The following is a 15,803-nucleotide window of genomic DNA, read 5'->3' as shown; positions in this document are numbered from 1 at the left end:
ATGTCCCGTGGCCTTATGTCGGTCCGGACGCCGCCGCTGCCGCACCGCGGACGGCGAGACACCGCTCACCGTCCGCAGCCTGATCCTAGCAGCGTCGTCGTCCGGAATCCCTCCTTCCGTCAGGAGGCCGGGGTCCTACAACAGCGCCCAATCGCTCTTCGGTGCGGTCGAGACCATCTGGGCCGACTGCACGTTGGTGCCGTTCATGGTCCACAGCGACAGGGCGCCGGTGCTCTGGGAGCGCCACAGGATATCGGTCTGCCCATCACCGCTGAAGTCGTCGAGCTTGGCGACCCGCCAGTCGGTGGAACCGGGGTCGCCCACCGGCTGCACCTTGAACACGCTGGTGCCGTGCATCTCCCACAGCGACATCTTGCCCGTGGAGGCGGAGCGCCACAGGATGTCGGTCTGGCCGTCGCCGGTGAGGTCGGCGGTCCCCGCGATGACCCAGTCCAACGAGCCGGGGTCGCCGACCACGCTGACCTGGGACACCTGGGTGCCGTTCATCGTCCACAGCGACATGTTGCCCGCCGAGGCCGAGCGCCACAGGATGTCGGCTTGTCCGTCGCCGCTGAAGTCCTGCACCGCCGCGACCTGCCAGTCGGTCGAGCCGGGATCGCCCACCGGCGTCACTGCGGACACCCCGCCCTGCCCGTTCATCGTCCACAGCGACATGATGCCGCTGGAGGCGGAGCGCCACAGGATGTCGGTCTGGCCGTCGCCGCTGAAGTCCTGCGTCGCCGCAATCTGCCAGTCGGTCGAGCCGGGGTCGCCCACCGCGTTGACCGCGGACACCCCGCCCTGTCCATCCATCGTCCACAGCGACATGATGCCGCTGGAGGCCGAACGCCACAGCACATCGGCCTTGGCGTCGCCGCTGAAGTCGGCGAAGCCGGCCGGCTGCCAGTCCGCCGAACCGGTGCTGCCGATGACTTTCTCCGTCACTGCGGAACCGTTCATCGACCACAGCGTCAGGCTGCCCTGGCCGTCCTGCCAGATCAGGTCGGCATTGCCGTTGCCGTCCACGTCCAGCCGAATGGCCGAACTCGGCGTCGCGAAGTCGCCGTCGGCAAAGCGCAGGATCTCCACGCCGCTCAGCAGATCGGAGCCTTCGGTCCCGGACAGGTCGGTCACGATGATCGCGCCGCCGGGCGCGCCCCGGACCGAATAGTTGCTGGAAATGCCGGTGAACACCGCAACATCCGTGCCGGCTCCGCCAACCAGCGTGTCGTTGCCAGACCCGCCAGCCAACGTGTCGTTGCCAGACCCGCCATCCAGCCGGTCGTTGCCGGTGCCGCCCAGCAGGAAATCGTTGCCATCCAATCCGACGATGGTGTCGTTGCCAGCGGTTCCGTTCAGCGTGTCGTTGCCGATCGTTCCTACAAGCCCCCCCACAGCCGGCAGCAACGAGGAGCGGATCAGAACGCCCGACCCCGCCGAGGTTTCCACCAGCGTATCCGATGGGTAGGGCAGGAAGGCCGACATTGCCCCATCCGTGAGGCCGTCACCATTCGTGTCGAACGCGATGGTGAAGCTGTAACCGGAGTAATAGGCGCGGAACTGGGCGTTGCCGGTCGCGCTGAACGCGGCGGAACCGACGAAGGTGGCCCCGAGAGCCGAGAAATCGAGACGGTCGCTCCCAAAGCTGTCGGATATGTAGTCGCCAAACGCGTCGGCGGCGCTGGTGTAAAGGTAGACGTCGTCGCCGGACGAGCCGTAGAGGATGTCGTTGCCCGCACCGCCGATGAGCGTGTCGTTGCCGGCACCTCCATCGAGCGTGTCGTTGCCGGCATTGCCGATCAGCACATCGTCACCCGACGAACCGCTCAGCGAATCGTTCGCGACATCGCCCGTCAGCGTGTCGTTGCCGGGCGTTCCCGTGAGATTCCGGGTCTGCGTGACCAGGATGCCGGAGCCGGCGGCCGTTTCCGCCAAGACCGGCCCTCCGGTCAGGGTGAGCACCCCATCCGACAGGCCGTCGCCGTTCGCATCGACGTAGAGGGAGGTCGTTCCTAGAAACTGGACCGCCCACATCTGCGCATGGCCGGTGTTGGACGCCACGTAGGAGTTCGTGAAGGTGCCGAGGAAGGTGGCGCCGAGAGCCGACAGGTCGATGCGGTCGGTGTGGTTCAGGTCGAAGATGGTATCGCCGGCAAGGTCGGTCACGCTTCCGAAGACGAAGCTGTCCGATCCGTTTCCGCCGAACAGGCTGTCGTTGCCAGCCCCACCAATCAGCGTGTCGTCGCCCAGATCACCGAACAGCGTGTCGTTGCCGGTCCCGCCGATCAGGCTGTCGTTGCCGTTGCCGCCGAGCAGGCTGTCGTTGCCGGCCCCACCGTCGAGCGTATCGTCGCCATCCAGGCCGTAGATCGTGTCGACGGCAACGTTGCCGACGAGGCTGTCGGCTCCCGACGTCCCCGTTTGGCTGCGGTCCAGGGCAATGAGCACGCCGGAACCGGCCGATTCCTCGACCAGGGACGTGATGTTGCCGTATAGCGTCAGGCTCGCGTCGGCCGTGCCGTCCCCGTTCACATCGACGCTGACCGTCGTCGTCCAATTGTAGTTGGACGCGGGCGTGTAACGGATCTGGGCCGTTCCGCCGGCAGTGAAGCTGCCCGTCCCGATGAATTGGGCGTTCAGGGCCGACAGGTCGAGACGGTCCCCGTAGCTGAAATCGCCGATGCGATCGCCCGTGACGTCGCCCGCGCCGCTGTAACGGAAAGTGTCGTTGCCGCTGCCGCCGTTGAGGTAATCGTTGCCGGCCCCGCCGTCGAGCGTATCGTCACCGTTGCCGCCGGACAGGCTGTCCATCCCGGCGCCGCCGATCAGCAGGTCGGCGCCCAGTCCACCGTTGATGTAATCGTTGCCGAGCCCGCCGACCAGCGTGTCGTTCCCGTCTCCACCGTCGATGGAATCGTTGCCGACGTAGCCGGTCAGGCTGTCGTCCCCCGAGGTCCCGTTGATCTGGCGGTTCGGCGTCAGCAGTACGCCGTTCCCGGTCACCTCCTCCGTCAGGGCGTGGTCTCCGGAGATGGTCAGCGACGCGTCCGCGACGCCATCGCCGTTGGAGTCGACCAAGACCGTCGTGACGTATCCACCGCCCACGTACCGGATCTCCGCCGAACCCGTGCCGGAAAAATTGCCGGTCCCGATGAAGCGGGCACCCAGTCCCGACAGGTCGAGGCGATCGCCGTGGGTCAGGTCCGCGATCGAATCGCCGGCAATGTCGGTGGCCGCGCTGTAACGGAAGGTGTCGTCGCCGCTGCCGCCGTTGAGGTAATCCTTGCCGGCGCCGCCATCGAGCGTGTCGTTGCCGTTGCCGCCGGACAGGCTGTCCATCCCGGCACCGCCGATCAGCAGATCGGCGCCCAGCCCGCCGTTGAGGTAATCGTTGCCGAGCCCGCCGACCAGCGTGTCGTTCCCGTCTTCACCGTTGAGATAATCGCTGCCGACATCGCCGGTCAGGCTGTCGTCGCCGTTGCCGCCAGTCAGTGAGAGGGACTGGGTGATGAAGATTCCCGAACCGGTCGTCTCCTCCACAAGGCCCGGCTGGTTGCTCAGGGAGAGCGTGGCGTCGATCCAACCATCGCCGTTGGCGTCGACGGCAAGGACCGTAAGGTTACCCGCCGTGTAGGTTCGGATCTGCGCCTGCCCGTTCGCCACCGTTGCGCTGTTGCCGACGTAGGTCGCATGCAGGGCCGACAGGTCGAGACGGTCGCCCACCGTGAAATCGGTGATCAAGTCGCCGGCAATGTCCCCGACGCTCGTGTAGAGGAAGGTGTCGTTGCCGAGGCCACCGCTCAGGCTGTCCATCCCGGCGCCGCCGATCAGCAGGTCGGCGCCCAGCCCGCCCTGAAGAACATCGGGTGCCCAGCCGCCTACAAGCGTGTCATCGCCGGCACCACCGTCGAGCGTGTCGGTCGCGTAGCCGCCGAGCAGCCGATCGTTACCGTCCGTACCGGCCAAGCGCTGGCTCCGCGTCAGGAAGATGCCCGAATGCGGCGCTTCCTCCACCAGCGCATGCTGGCCGACGATCATCGCGGTCGCGTCGACCATCCCGTCGCCGTTGCCGTCGACGTACAGATAGGTGTTCCCACCACTGGTGATCGAAGCAACCTGCGCTTCGCCGCCGCCGGAAAAAAACAAGGTATTGCCGATGTAGCGGGCATGAAGCGCCGACAGGTCCAGACGATCGCCAGACGCGAAGTCGAAGATCACGTCGCCGGAGAGATCGCTCGCGTTGGCGTATTGGAAGGTATCGTTGCCGGCGCCGCCGGTCAGGCTGTCCGCGCCCGCGCCGCCGATCAGCAGGTCGGCCCCCAGATCGCCGACCAGCAGGTCCATTCCACCGCCCCCCATCAGCGTGTCGCCGCTGGCACCCGCTTGCAGAGTATCCGACCCTTCGGTTCCCAGAACGACGGCCATCACACCCTCTTCAACATCATCGATTGCGAATGAGTTCCTACATCTGCAATCTTGAGAAGTCAATTTCTCGAAGTGCCTCCGATCGTCCGGTTCCTGATGAGAATTCACAACCGATCGGTTGGGCACGAGCTGATCCCGCGCGGCTTTGGCCGAGGCCGCCACACACTCGGGGAGTTCTCATGTCGATGGGAAGTGTTGCAGCGAGGGGAGACGGGCGTGTCGGGTGGCACCCTGCGCGTCGTCACTTGGCAGGAACTGATGGCTACATGGCCACCGTGTCGGAGCACGGAGTCCGGCATCTGCGTGCCACGACAACGGCAAGGGCTCCGACGAATTGCCGAAATCCTTAAAAGCTTGGTGGGCCTGGCCGGATTCGAACCGACGACAACACCGTTATGAGCGGCGCGTTCTAACCGCTGAACTACAGGCCCCCACCAAGGGATGCCGAATGTGCCCAGAAGAGGGAACTTATGCAACCCCGTTCGATGCGGGACGGAGCCCGAAATGAAAACAGGGGACCCGAAGGTCCCCCGCTTTTCATACAGCCGCAATCCGTGCGGAGCGTTCGTTCCCGGAAACCTCAGGTGTCCAGGAAGCTGCGCAGCTTGCGCGACCGCGACGGGTGCTTCAGCTTGCGCAGGGCCTTCGCCTCGATCTGGCGAATGCGCTCGCGCGTCACGTTGAACTGCTGGCCGACCTCTTCCAGCGTATGGTCGGTGTTCATGCCGATGCCGAAGCGCATGCGCAGGACACGCTCCTCGCGCGGGGTCAGCGAGGCCAGGACACGGGTCGTCGTCTCGCGCAGGTTCGCCTGGATGGCGGCGTCGAGCGGCAGCACCGCGTTCTTGTCCTCGATGAAGTCGCCGAGATGCGAATCCTCCTCGTCGCCGATCGGCGTTTCGAGGGAGATCGGCTCCTTGGCGATCTTCAGGACCTTGCGGACCTTCTCCAGCGGCATCATCAGGCGTTCCGCCAGCTCCTCCGGGGTCGGCTCGCGGCCGATCTCGTGCAGCATCTGGCGGCTGGTGCGGACCAGCTTGTTGATCGTCTCGATCATGTGGACCGGGATGCGGATGGTCCGCGCCTGGTCGGCGATCGAGCGGGTGATCGCCTGACGGATCCACCACGTCGCGTAGGTCGAGAACTTGTAGCCGCGCCGGTACTCGAACTTGTCCACCGCCTTCATCAGGCCGATGTTGCCCTCCTGGATCAGGTCCAGGAACTGCAGGCCGCGGTTCGTGTACTTCTTCGCAATGGAGATCACGAGGCGCAGGTTGGCCTCGACCATCTCCTTCTTCGCGCGGCTCGCTTCCTTCTCGCCCTTCTGGACGGTGGAGACGATGCGGCGGAACTCGCTGATCGGCAGCTTGGCCTCATCCGAGATGCTCGACACGCCGTCGCGCGTCTTGCGGATGTCGGCCTCGTACTTGTCGTAGAACTTGCCCCAGGTCTTGGGGTTCAGGCCACGGATGCGCTCCAGCCAGTTCGGGTCGAGTTCGTGCCCGAAATAGTGGTTGAGGAAGTCTTCGCGCTTCACGCGGCAGTCGGTCGCCATGCGCAGCAGCTTGCCTTCGAAGCCGGTCAGCTTGCGGTTCAGGGCGTAGAGCTGCTCGACAAGCTGCTCGATGCGCTGGTTGTTCAGGCGCACCGTGTTCATCAGCTCGACCATCTCGGTCTTGAGCTTGTCGTACTTCTTGTCCGACTGCTTGGCCACGTCCTCGCCGCGCTGGATGGCCGCGATGCGGCCCTCGTGCAGCTTGTGCAGCTTGTCGTAGGTGGTCTTGATCTTCTCGAAGGTCTCGATGACCTGCGGCTTCAGCGCGGCTTCCATGGCCGACAGGGACAGGCTGTTGTCGCCGTCCTCGTCGCCCTCTTCCTCGCTTTCGCCCTCGGGACGCGGCGGTCGCTCCTCCTCGGTCTCCTCCGGGGCGGCTTCCACCGGCTCGGCCAGACCTTCGGGGATCTCCTCACCGTCCGGGCCGCCGCCATAGGTGGCGTCCAGGTCGATGATGTCGCGCAGCAGCATCTTCCCTTCCATAAGGGCGTCGTGCCACTCGAGGATGGCGCGGATGGTCAGCGGCGATTCGCAGATCGCCCCGATCATCATCTCGCGCCCGGCCTCGATGCGCTTCGCGATGGCGATTTCGCCCTCGCGCGACAGCAGTTCGACCGAGCCCATCTCGCGCAGATACATGCGCACGGGGTCGTCGGTGCGGCCGATGTCGTCATCGTCCAGATTGCCGGCGGACCGGCCTTCGCCCTCGCCGTCGGCGTTGGCGTTGCCTTCCGAATCCTGCTCTTCCGATTCGACGATGTTGATGCCCATCTCGGAGAGCATCGCCATCGTGTCTTCGATCTGCTCGGAAGACGACGTGTCCTGCGGCAGGGCAGCGTTCAGCTCGTCATAGGTGACGTAGCCACGCTCCTTGCCGCGGGCGATCATCTTCTTGACGGCAAGACCCATGCCGTCCATGAGCGGGCCGTCGCCGGCCTCGTCCCGGGCTTCGGAAACTTCAACGCTGTTCGCAGCTTTCGTGGCCATGCGATCGATGCCCCCGCATTACCCCATTATAAAAACCCATAGCGCGCATCGCAGCGGCCCCCCGCTGTCGATCCGCACCTGCTTAAACCGGTTGTGAACCGTTCCGGACCGTGTCCGGCCAGACCCCTCCGGGTCTCATTCCCTCCGGCCCTTCCCTTCCGCACCATGCCCGGCGGCGCTGGCCGCTACGCATCGTCGAGATCCTCGTCATCCGTCATACCCATTCCGGACCTGATGACCTCCTGTTGAAGGGCCACGACCCGCGCGAAGTTCGCCTCGCTGTTGTCACGGGCCAAAGCCGCCTCCGCTTCTCTCAAATCGGCCATCACCTGCCTGTGATGCAGATGATGCCATGTCGGCCACCACCCCCGTTTCGCGTCCAAGGAGGACGCGTCCGGGCGTGCAAAGCCGGCATGGACATAGGTCGACTCGCTGAGCAGAGAGCGGACAATGGTATCATAGCCGGCGGAAGACAAGTGGCGACAAAGCGATGCGGCGTCAAGTCCCGAGTCGTTTTCCCGGCGTTCGGCAAGCAATCCAATGACCGCTTGGCGCAATTCCTCCAATTCCCGGTCGGGAAACGGCAGCATGCCCAGCGATTCGCCCAACTCATCAAACAACTCGGGATGATTGATGATCACGGCGAGCAGAACGCGCTCCCGCGCGGCGGCGAGGTTGCCGGGGTTGCGGCGGCGGTGGCCGGGCGGCGGCGCGGTGCGCAGGCCCGGCAGGCCCGGCGTGTGACGGCGCGTTTGCTGGCCGAAGCGCCCCCCGCCCTGCCCCCCGCCTTGCCAGGAACCGCCCGGAACCCAGGGACCGCGCTCGTAGCGCTGGCGCGGCGGCGGGGCGAAGGCCTCGTCAACGCGGCGGCGCATCTCGGTGCGGTAGAAGACCTGCACGTCGCGGTCGGCGATCTGCCCGACCCGCGCGTCCAGGGCGGCCTTCACCGCCGCCTTCGATTCGGGCGTGTCGGTGGGCTTGCCCTCGGTCTCCATGCGCCAGACTGCCTCGGACAGCGGGATTGCCTCGCCCAGCAGCTCCTGCATGGCGCGGGGGCCGTGCAGGCGGATCAGGCTGTCGGGGTCCTCGCCCTCCGGCAGGAAGGCGACGCGGGCGGAGTGGCCGGGGGCGAGGTGGGGCAGGATGCGCTCCACCGCCCGCCACGCCGCGCGCCGCCCGGCGTTGTCGCCGTCGAAGCAGAGGAAGGGCACCTTCTCCGCGTCGGGGATCAGCTTCCACAGCTCCTGGACCTGCGTCTCGGTCAGGGCGGTGCCGAGCGGCGCCACCGCGCCCTCGAAGCCGGCGCGGACCAGCGCGATGACGTCCATGTAGCCTTCGGCGACGATCACCGGCTTGCCGTCCGCCGCCGCCTGCCGCGCCCGCGACAGGCCGTACAACAGCGTGCCCTTGTGGAACAGCGGGGTGTCGGCGGTGTTGACGTATTTCGGACCGTCGCCCTCCAGGATGCGCCCGCCGAAGGCGACCACCCGGCCGCGCCGGTCGGTCACCGGGAAGATCACCCGGTTGCGGAAGAAGCTGTAGGGCGTGCGCCCGTCGTCCGGCCGCTTCAGCAGGCCGGCGGTCACCATGTCCTCTTCCGAGAAGCCCTGCTTCAGAAGCTGGCCGCGCAGCGCGCCGGAATCGCCGGGGGCGAAGCCCAGGCGGAAGCGCGCCATGCCCTCGGTGTCCAGCCCACGGCGCTGGAAATACTCCAGCCCGGCGCGCCCAACGGGGGCGTAAAGCTGCTGCTCGAACCAGCGGGCGGCCTGCTCCACCAGATCGTGCAGCGTCTTGCGCCGCTCGTAGCGCTGCTTGTCCTCCTCGGTGGCGCGGGGGACCGGCAGCCCCGCCTCGCCGGCCAGCGCCTCCACCGCCTCCGGGAAGGCGAGGTTGTCGTGGCGCATGACGAAGCCGATGATGTCGCCGTGCGCCCCGCAGCCGAAGCAGTGGAAGAAGCCCTTCTGGTCATTGACGTAGAAGGAGGGCGACTTCTCGTTGTGGAAGGGGCACGGCGCCTTGTACTCGCGGCCGGCGCGGATCAGGCGCAGGCGCTTGCCCACCACGTCCGACAAGGCGAGACGGGTGCGCAGCTCTTCCAGGAATTGCGGCGGGAAGGCCATGGGCGGGAGGCCCCCGTTCTAGATCGGAAACCGCACGCTCAGCAGGCCGAGAGCTGCTGCTTCACGGTGCCGCTGACCTTGGCGAAGTCCATCTGGCCGGCGTAGCGGGTCTTCAGCTCCGCCATCACCTTGCCCATGTCCTTGATGCAGGTGGCACCGATCTCGTCCACCACCGTCTTGACGGCGGCGGCCACCTCGGCCTCCGACATCTGCTTGGGCAGGAAGCCCTCGATGATGGTGATCTCCTCGCGCTCCTGCTCGGCCAGTTCCAGGCGGCCGCCCTGCTCGTACAGCTTGATCGACTCGCCGCGCTGCTTGATCATCGTCTGCAGCATGGACAGGATCTCCGCCTCGTCGATGCCGTCGGTGACACCGCGCGAGCGCGCCGCGATGTCCCGGTCCTTCAGCGCGGCCAGGATCAGGCGCACGGTCGAGACGGCGCGCTGGTTCTTGGCGAGCATCGCCTGCTTCAAGGCCTCGTTCAGGCGCGTGCGCAGCATTGCGTGTGTCCTTCGTGTTCGTCAGGTGTGTTCGTCAAACGGTCGTCCGGGGCGTTCGTCGTGTCGAAGCGATCGACGGCCGTCCGGCGGCATCCGCGCCCCCGGTCCTCCGCGGCATGGCGCGGGGGACTCGGCGCGAACCGGTAATATTCCTAAATTTGCTCCGGATTGCCACGTCAATTCCGAAGGCCCGCCCCGCACCCCCCGACAGCCCGTCGGAAGGCCCCTCCAACGGTCAAGCCCCACCGGTGAAGCACGGCGATTATGCAAACGCGCCGCTGGAAATCGGGGTACCAATCGTCATATACGGTTGACCGGCTCACCCGTCCCGACTAATCGATCCAGGCTCAGACACCCGAACCGCAAGGAGCCGGGATGGCGGGGCACGGACCGACGACGACGCGTGCGCCCAGCGGGGCGGGACGCGGCGCCGACGTTCCGCGATGCAGGAATTTGTGGCCCGCGGCGGCTCTTGATAAGGTCTGAAGGATGGCTCAATCGACTCTCCCGGCGGGCGATGCCGGCGCTTACACCGGTGTCCTGGTTCTGGCCGACGGCACCGTCTTCAAGGGCCGAGGCATCGGTGCGGTGGGGGATTCGGTGGGCGAGGTGTGCTTCAACACCTCGATGACCGGCTATCAGGAAATCCTGACCGACCCCAGCTACGCCGGCCAGATCATCACCTTCACCTTCCCCCACATCGGCAACACCGGCGCCAACCCGGAAGACATCGAGACGGTGACCCCCGCCGCGCGCGGCCTGATCCTGCGCGCCGACGTCACCGACCCGTCGAACTGGCGCGCCACCCGCCATCTCGACGACTGGCTGAAGAGCTACGGTCTGGTCGGTCTGGCCGGGGTGGACACCCGCCGCCTGACCCGGCGCATCCGCGACCTGGGCGCCCCGAACGGCGTCGTCGCCCACGCGCCGGACGGCAAGTTCGACCTCGACGCGCTGGTCGCCAAGGCCAAGGGCTGGCCGGGGCTGGAGGGCATGGACCTCGCCAAGGACGTCTCCTGCCGCCAGACCTACGGCTGGGATGAGGGCGCCTGGACGCTCGGCGCCGGCTACGCCACGCAGGAGAGCCCGCGCTTCCACGTCGTGGCGATCGATTTCGGCGCCAAGCGCAACATCCTGCGCTGCCTCGCCGCGGCCGGCTGCAAGGTGACCGTGGTTCCGGGCACCGCCACCGTCGAGGACGTGATGCGCCACAAGCCGGACGGCGTCTTCCTGTCCAACGGCCCCGGCGACCCCGCGGCCACCGGCGAGTACGCCGTGCCGACGATCAAGGGCCTGCTGGACACCGGCCTGCCGATGTTCGGCATCTGCCTGGGCCACCAGATGCTGTCGCTGGCGCTGGGCGCCAAGACGAAGAAGATGCCGCTGGGCCACCGCGGCGCCAACCATCCGGTCAAGGACCTGGCCTCGGGCCGGGTGGAGATCACCAGCCAGAACCATGGCTTCGTGGTGATGGAGGAGACCCTGCCCGCCGACGCCGAGGTGACCCACGTCAGCCTGTTCGACGGCACCAACGAGGGCATCCGGCTGAAGAACAAGCCGGTCTTCTCGGTGCAGTACCATCCGGAGGCCTCGCCCGGCCCGCAGGACAGCCATTATCTGTTCGACCGCTTCGTGGCGCTGATGGACGGCAAGCAGCCGGCCTGACGTCCCGCGGCCACACCGGCCGACGCGAAGACCGATGCGAGGAAGGGAGCCGGTTGCGGCTCCCTTTTTTCTTGTCCGGACGTGCGAAGCGTCGCACACCCGCGCCTTTTCCCCGCCGGGACCGCTCCCGGCAACGGCATCGCCCGAATGGGTGATCCGGCCGAAATTTCCACCCCCTTCGATAAAAACCCTGCTCCGTCAAAGGTGTGTCCTTTGCCGCCGGACTCTGCGATGGTTACGGACGCGTCCCCCACCATTCATACCGGAGCATGACAACTCGTGCCTGTGCACGCTCAGGATGACGACGCCACCGCCGCCAACGACGGCGTGGCGGGCGACGACCAAGCCTGGATCGGCGGCCTGTCGCTGCGCACCGGGCTGGTGCTGCTGGTCATGGCGGCGCTTCTGCCGATGCTGGGCTTCGCCGGCTGGACGGTCTTCCGCATGGCCGAGACGCAGAGCGCGGCGATCGAGCGGTCCGGCCAGGATCTGGCGCGTACCCTGGCCGTCGCGGTGGACCGCGAACTCATGGCGATGGAGACGGCGCTCCAGGTCCTGACCACCTCCCCCCATCTGGAGCGGGGCGATCTCGCCGCCTTCCACCGGCAGGCGACCGAAGTGCTCCAGCACAAGGGCGCCCGGCGCGAGGGCGTCCACATCGTCCTGAGCAACGCCCAGGGCCAGCAGTTGATCAACACGCGCCGCCCGTTCGGCGAGCCGCTTCCCCGCGCCGCGGTGACCGGTCTGGTCCGGCGGACGGCGGACAGCGGACAGACCCAGATCTCCGAAATCTTCATGGGCTCGGTCGCCCAACGCCCCCTGGTCGCCGTCGCGCTGCCGATCACCCGGAACGGACCGTCGGAGCGCGTGCTGGCCATGAGCATCCCGACCGAGATGTTCATCGAGGTGCTGCGCCAGCAGGGGCTCCCGGACGGCTGGGTCGCCGCGCTGTGGGACCGCCAGGGCGTCGTCATCACCCGCACCGCCTCGCAGGAGACCTTCACCGGCACGCCGGTTTCCGCGGAGGTGTTCCGCCGGACCGCCTCGGCCAGTTCCGGCTCCTTCGGCATCGTGGCGCGGGATGGCACGCCGCTGTTCAACGCCTTCGCGCGGTCGGAGATGTCGGGCTGGACCGTCGCCGTCGGCGTCCCGCAGGAGCTGATCACCGAGCCCATGCGCCGCTCGGTCACGCTGGTCTTATGCGGCGGCGGCATCCTGCTGCTCGTCAGTCTCGCGATGGCTTTGGTGGTCGGGCGGCGCATCGCCGATCCGGTGGCCGCGCTGGCCGGTTCCGCCCTGGCGCTGGGGCGCGACGGTCCGCACGCCGCGCTGATGATGACCGCCCCCGCGCCGATCCGCGAGGTCAACGCGGTGGCCGGCGCGCTGAACCGGGCGGCCCGCCGCCTGCGCGACAGCGAGGCCCAGCAGCGGCTGGTCATGGAGGTGGTCGGGCTGGGAGTCTGGCGCTTCGACACGCGCAGCCGCCGCTTCCACGGCTCGGACCACACCGCGGCCCTGCTGGGCGTCCCGGTGCTCGACGGGGCCTCGGTCGAATCCTGGATCCGCAACGTCGCGGCCGACCACCGCAACGCCGTCCGCGCCGCCCTCTTCCGCGACGACCCGTCGAAGGGCGAGCTGGAGGCGGAGTTCCCCGTGGGCTCGCCTGACGGACAGGTGCGTTGGCTGGCCATGCGCGGCTCCTGCCTGACCGACCCGGACGGCACCACCCGCGCCGTCGGCATCCTGGAGGACGTGACGGAGCGGCGGCGCGCCCATGAGATGCAGCTGGGCGAGCTGGTGGACCGCCACGCCTCCGACCGCCGCCTGTTCGCCGCGATCATCGAAAGCTCCACCGACCTGATCGTCGCGGTGGACCAGGAGCTTCGCTACATCCTGTTCAACGGTGCCTACCAGCGGGAGGTCGAGGCACTGTACGGCCACCGCCCGGCCATCGGCCAGCGCCTGCCCGAGATGATGGAGCATCTGCCCACCGCGCAGATCACCATGGAGTCGCTGTGGAGCCGCGCGCTCGGCGGGGAGCGTTTCACCATCGTGGAGGAGCTGGGCGACCCCACGTTGCAGCGCAAGCGCTACGAGCTGGCCTTCGGCACCATCCTGGATTCCAGCGGGCGGCGCATCGGCGCCTACCACGTCGCCCGCGACGTCGAGGAGCGGGAGCGCACCGGCCAGGCCCTGCGCGAGATCGAGGAGACGCTCCACCAGGCCCGCAAGATGGAGGCCATCGGTCAGCTCACCGGCGGCATCGCCCACGACTTCAACAACCTGCTCCAGGCCATCGGGACCTCGCTCTACCTGCTGCGCGCCGCCGGGGAAAGCGGAGGGTCCACCCACCCCCAGGCCCTCGACATGGCGGAGAAGGCGGTGGAGCGCGGCGCCACCCTGACCCAGCATCTGCTGGCCTTTTCCCGCCGGCAGCGGCTGGAGCCGAAGACGGTCGACGTCGGCGCCCTGGTCACCGGCATGGGCGGGCTGCTGGAGCGCACGCTGGGCGGCACCACGCGCATCGTGACGGAGACGGACCCCAGCCTGTGGCCGGCGCGGGTCGACCCGAACCAGCTCGAAATGGCCATCCTCAACCTCGCCATCAACGCGCGGGACGCCATGACGGCGGGCGGCACCCTGACCATCCGCACCGGCAATTGCCCGGACGACATGGAGGGACGGCCGCTCGACCTCGCGGCCGGGGACTGCGTGTCCATCGCCGTCACCGACACCGGCAGCGGCATGAGCGAGGAGACGGCGGCCCGCGCCTTCGAACCCTTCTTCACGACGAAGGGCGTCGGGCACGGCACCGGCCTGGGCCTGTCGATGGTGCACGGCTTGGCCGCGCAGTCCGGCGGGACGGTGGTCCTGACGACCCGGCTGGGCACCGGAACGACGGTCACACTCTATCTGCCGCGGGCCGACACGGAGGAGGAGGCGGGCCACGATGCCGAACCGCCCGCCGCCGTCCAGTCCCCGCCCCGCCCCGCCACCATCCTGCTGGTGGAGGACGAGGCGCTGGTCCGCATGGCGACCGCAACGGTTCTGGAGCATGCCGGTTTCCGCATCATGGAGGCGTCCAGCGGCCCCGATGCGCTGGACGCCTTCGCCCGCGACCCGGAGGTGGACCTCGTGCTGACCGATTACGCGATGCCCGGCATGACGGGGCTGGAGCTTGTGCGGGAGTTGCGGGTCCGGCGCCCCGGCCTGCCGGTCCTGATGGTCACCGGCTATGCGGAGATCCAGCGGGCCTCGGCGCTGGACGGGCTGCCCATCCTCCAGAAGCCCTATCAGGCCGACGAGCTGGTCGCGCGCATCCGCGCCGCCCTGCCCCCGGCGCCTCCGACCTGACGGCCGCCGCCCGACCAGACTCCCAACCGGACGCCCGATGCCGCCGCCCGCCCCGTTCCATCCGCCTTGCCCGCTCTGCGGGCGTCCGATGGTGCCCGGCCCCAGCCTGAACGAGCATCACCTGATCCCCCGCACCTACGGCGGACGGGACACCGTGACCATGCACCGCATCTGCCACGCCAAGATCCACACGGTGCTGAGCGAGGCGGAGTTGCGCGACCACTACCACACCATCGCCAGCCTGCGCGCCCACCCGGACATCGCCGCCTTTCTGCGCTGGGTGTCGCGCAAGCCGCCGGAATTCATCGACCGCCACGCCTCCGGACGCGGCCGCCGGCGGTGACAAAATCCCTCTCCCACCTCGGGAGAGGGTGGCCCAAAGGGCCGGGTGAGGGTCGTCCAAGGATCAGAGCGCGGATTCTTGGCAGTACCCTCACCCTCCCACCGATTCGCGGCGGGCCCCTCCCTCTCCCGGGACGGGAGAGGGGAGTCTTTACACGCGCCCGAGGTAGCGGTTGATCTCGCCGTTGCAGGACTGGCCGATGCGCTCGTACTCGGCCGGGGTGTCGATGCGGGCCTGACGCGCGTTCCGCTCGCGCCCGAACTCCTCCATCAGCTGGCGCATCGCCGCCTTGATCGGCTGCTCGATCGCCGCCATGACCTGCCGCTCGGAGCGCCCTTGGGCCGGGCCGGCGCGGCCGACCACCTCCTCCAGCCGGCGCTTCAGGACCGGCACATACTCGCGCAGAAGCTGCTCGTCCACCGTGACGTGGCGCATCTCGTGGGCCAGGACCTCGCCGTGGATGCAACTGCCCTGCGGCAGCTCGCGGGCGACATAGACGGTCCGCTCGTCATAACCGAAGGTGACGGTCAGTGTCTGCGCCGCGCCGCAGTAGCGGCCCTGCCCCAGCGACGCCGTCATGACTCCGGCCTGCCATTGCTGATTGTACTGGATGGCCGCCAACCCCAGCGTGTGGGAATTGGCGGTCCGCCCCGCGACCGGGCGCCGCCCCGGCTTCTGGGCAAGCTGCCGGATCGACTGGCTGTAGTCGGTGCGCAGCGGTGCGATCTGCAGATCAAGGACCACGCGGGCCGGCGCGAAGTCCGGACAGGCGGCGACCCCGCCTTGGGCGACCGCGGTTTGCGCGGCCGCAGGCACCGCGAAGCAAAGCCCTCCCCCACCCAGGCACAGGAGCG

General features: G+C 68.0%; 8 protein-coding genes and 1 tRNA gene. 3 read left to right on the top strand and 6 right to left on the bottom strand.

The features are described from left to right. Positions 1-135 precede the first annotated feature (135 nt). The 5 genes from FBZ83_RS32045 to FBZ83_RS21965 all read right to left on the bottom strand — a co-directional run bounded on the left by FBZ83_RS32045 (position 136) and on the right by FBZ83_RS21965 (position 9,587). Complete coding sequence (locus FBZ83_RS32045) at positions 136-4,425, bottom strand: beta strand repeat-containing protein (protein ID WP_282186911.1); 4,290 nt, start codon at positions 4,423-4,425, stop codon at positions 136-138. Positions 4,426-4,780: 355 nt separating this feature from the next. Beyond that, positions 4,781-4,856: transfer RNA gene (locus tag FBZ83_RS21980), tRNA-Ile, on the bottom strand. Between the two features lie 149 nt (positions 4,857-5,005). Next, positions 5,006-6,967, bottom strand: coding sequence for an RNA polymerase sigma factor RpoD (gene rpoD, locus FBZ83_RS21975; RefSeq protein ID WP_145678444.1), 1,962 nt, complete (start codon positions 6,965-6,967; stop codon positions 5,006-5,008). Between the two features lie 185 nt (positions 6,968-7,152). After that, on the bottom strand, positions 7,153-9,087 hold the full coding sequence (gene dnaG / locus FBZ83_RS21970; protein ID WP_145688745.1) for a DNA primase: 1,935 nt from the start codon (positions 9,085-9,087) through the stop codon (positions 7,153-7,155). A gap of 38 nt (positions 9,088-9,125) precedes the next feature. Beyond that, positions 9,126-9,587: a GatB/YqeY domain-containing protein gene (locus FBZ83_RS21965; RefSeq protein ID WP_145688743.1), complete on the bottom strand. Its 462-nt coding sequence runs from the start codon at positions 9,585-9,587 to the stop codon at positions 9,126-9,128. 489 nt (positions 9,588-10,076) lie between these two features. On the opposite strand from FBZ83_RS21965, the gene carA reads away from it, so the two are divergent. The 3 genes from carA (at position 10,077) to FBZ83_RS21950 (ending at position 14,949) form a co-directional block, all read left to right on the top strand. Continuing rightward, on the top strand, positions 10,077-11,252 hold the full coding sequence (gene carA / locus FBZ83_RS21960; protein WP_014240921.1) for a glutamine-hydrolyzing carbamoyl-phosphate synthase small subunit: 1,176 nt from the start codon (positions 10,077-10,079) through the stop codon (positions 11,250-11,252). 279 nt (positions 11,253-11,531) lie between these two features. Continuing rightward, positions 11,532-14,606 carry a response regulator gene (locus FBZ83_RS21955; protein ID WP_145688741.1) on the top strand — a complete coding sequence of 1,025 codons (3,075 nt, stop codon included), beginning with the start codon at positions 11,532-11,534 and terminating at the stop codon, positions 14,604-14,606. Positions 14,607-14,643: 37 nt separating this feature from the next. After that, a complete protein-coding gene (locus FBZ83_RS21950; protein ID WP_186466160.1) occupies positions 14,644-14,949 on the top strand; it encodes an HNH endonuclease in 306 nt (101 codons plus the stop codon). Positions 14,950-15,099: 150 nt separating this feature from the next. Here the strand turns inward: FBZ83_RS21950 and FBZ83_RS21945 are convergent, their stop codons facing one another. After that, on the bottom strand, positions 15,100-15,765 hold the full coding sequence (locus tag FBZ83_RS21945; RefSeq protein WP_145688739.1) for a hypothetical protein: 666 nt from the start codon (positions 15,763-15,765) through the stop codon (positions 15,100-15,102). Positions 15,766-15,803 lie beyond the last annotated feature (38 nt).

The organism is Azospirillum brasilense (assembly GCF_007827815.1).
Taxonomy (GTDB): domain Bacteria; phylum Pseudomonadota; class Alphaproteobacteria; order Azospirillales; family Azospirillaceae; genus Azospirillum; species Azospirillum brasilense_C.
Note: the sequence above shows the minus strand (reverse complement) of the source record. Positions and strands in the feature narration are given on the sequence as shown.